This is a genomic window from Pseudoxanthomonas koreensis, assembly GCF_010093225.1.
GTDB lineage: Bacteria > Pseudomonadota > Gammaproteobacteria > Xanthomonadales > Xanthomonadaceae > Pseudoxanthomonas > Pseudoxanthomonas koreensis.
The window spans coordinates 1-827 of record NZ_PDWM01000084.1; the positions used below are offsets into that span (position 1 = coordinate 1).

Consider the following 827-nt stretch of genomic DNA (forward strand, 5'->3'; position numbering starts at 1 on the left):
GGAGGGGGCAGGATAATGCGGGGCTTTCCTCACGGCGGCCATGATGGCCGCAGTCCCTCGCGGCCGGCAAGGCCGCCCCATGCCGCCGCGATGGCGGCCAAAACGAGTTGCGCATGAAGATCGAAAAAGACCGCGTCGTCCGCTTCCACTATTCCGTCGCCGAAGTCGGGCAGGAGGCGATCGAGACCTCGAAGGACCGCGAGCCGATCGCGATCCTGATCGGCCACGGCAACATCATCCCGGGGCTGGAGGCGGCGATGCAGGACAAGGAGGCCGGCGAGAGCTTCGGCGTCGACGTGCCGGCGGCGGAGGCCTATGGCGAGCGCCGCGAGGGCATGGGCCAGCGCATCCCGAAGAAGCACTTCGGCAACACGAAGCTGGCGCCGGGCATGCAGGTGGTGCTGCAGACCAACTTCGGCCCGCGCGCGGTGACGGTGGAGAAGGTGGGCCACAGCGTGGTCGACGTGGACCTGAATCATCCGATGGCGGGCAAGGACCTGCACTTCGACGTGGAGATCGTCGAGGTGCGCGAGGCCAGCGCCGAGGAGATCGAGCACGGGCACGTGCATGGCGACGGTGGCCACCACCACTGAGTTGCCGGAGTTCCGGTGAACAGGTGCGACGGCCCGCTTCGGCGGGCCGTTTGCTTTTCCGGGCCCCGGCGAGGCTTGCGTGATCAGAGTGCGGCTTCGGGCTCGAAGGTGCGGGCGAGTGCGGCGCGGACCGGGGCGAAGCTGCGGCGGTGGTGGGGGCAGGGGATGCCGGCTCGGGGGCCGGGCTGGGGGAGCCGGGGGGGTGTGTTGTAGTCACTATGAGCGCGCCGCAGG

The 827-nt window shown here is 69.5% G+C and carries 1 protein-coding gene; it reads left to right on the forward strand.

What is annotated here, in order from left to right; genetic code table 11:
• Positions 1-113: 113 nt before the first annotated feature.
• Positions 114-593 carry an FKBP-type peptidyl-prolyl cis-trans isomerase gene (locus tag CSC64_RS13800; RefSeq protein ID WP_162435906.1) on the forward strand — a complete coding sequence of 160 codons (480 nt, stop codon included), beginning with the start codon at positions 114-116 and terminating at the stop codon, positions 591-593.
• Positions 594-827 lie beyond the last annotated feature (234 nt).

What these genes read in the sequence shown, in the direction of transcription:
- CSC64_RS13800 (WP_162435906.1), top strand. Translation starts at nt 114, where the DNA reads ATGAAGATCGAAAAAGACCGCGTCGTCCGCTTCCACTATTCCGTCGCC.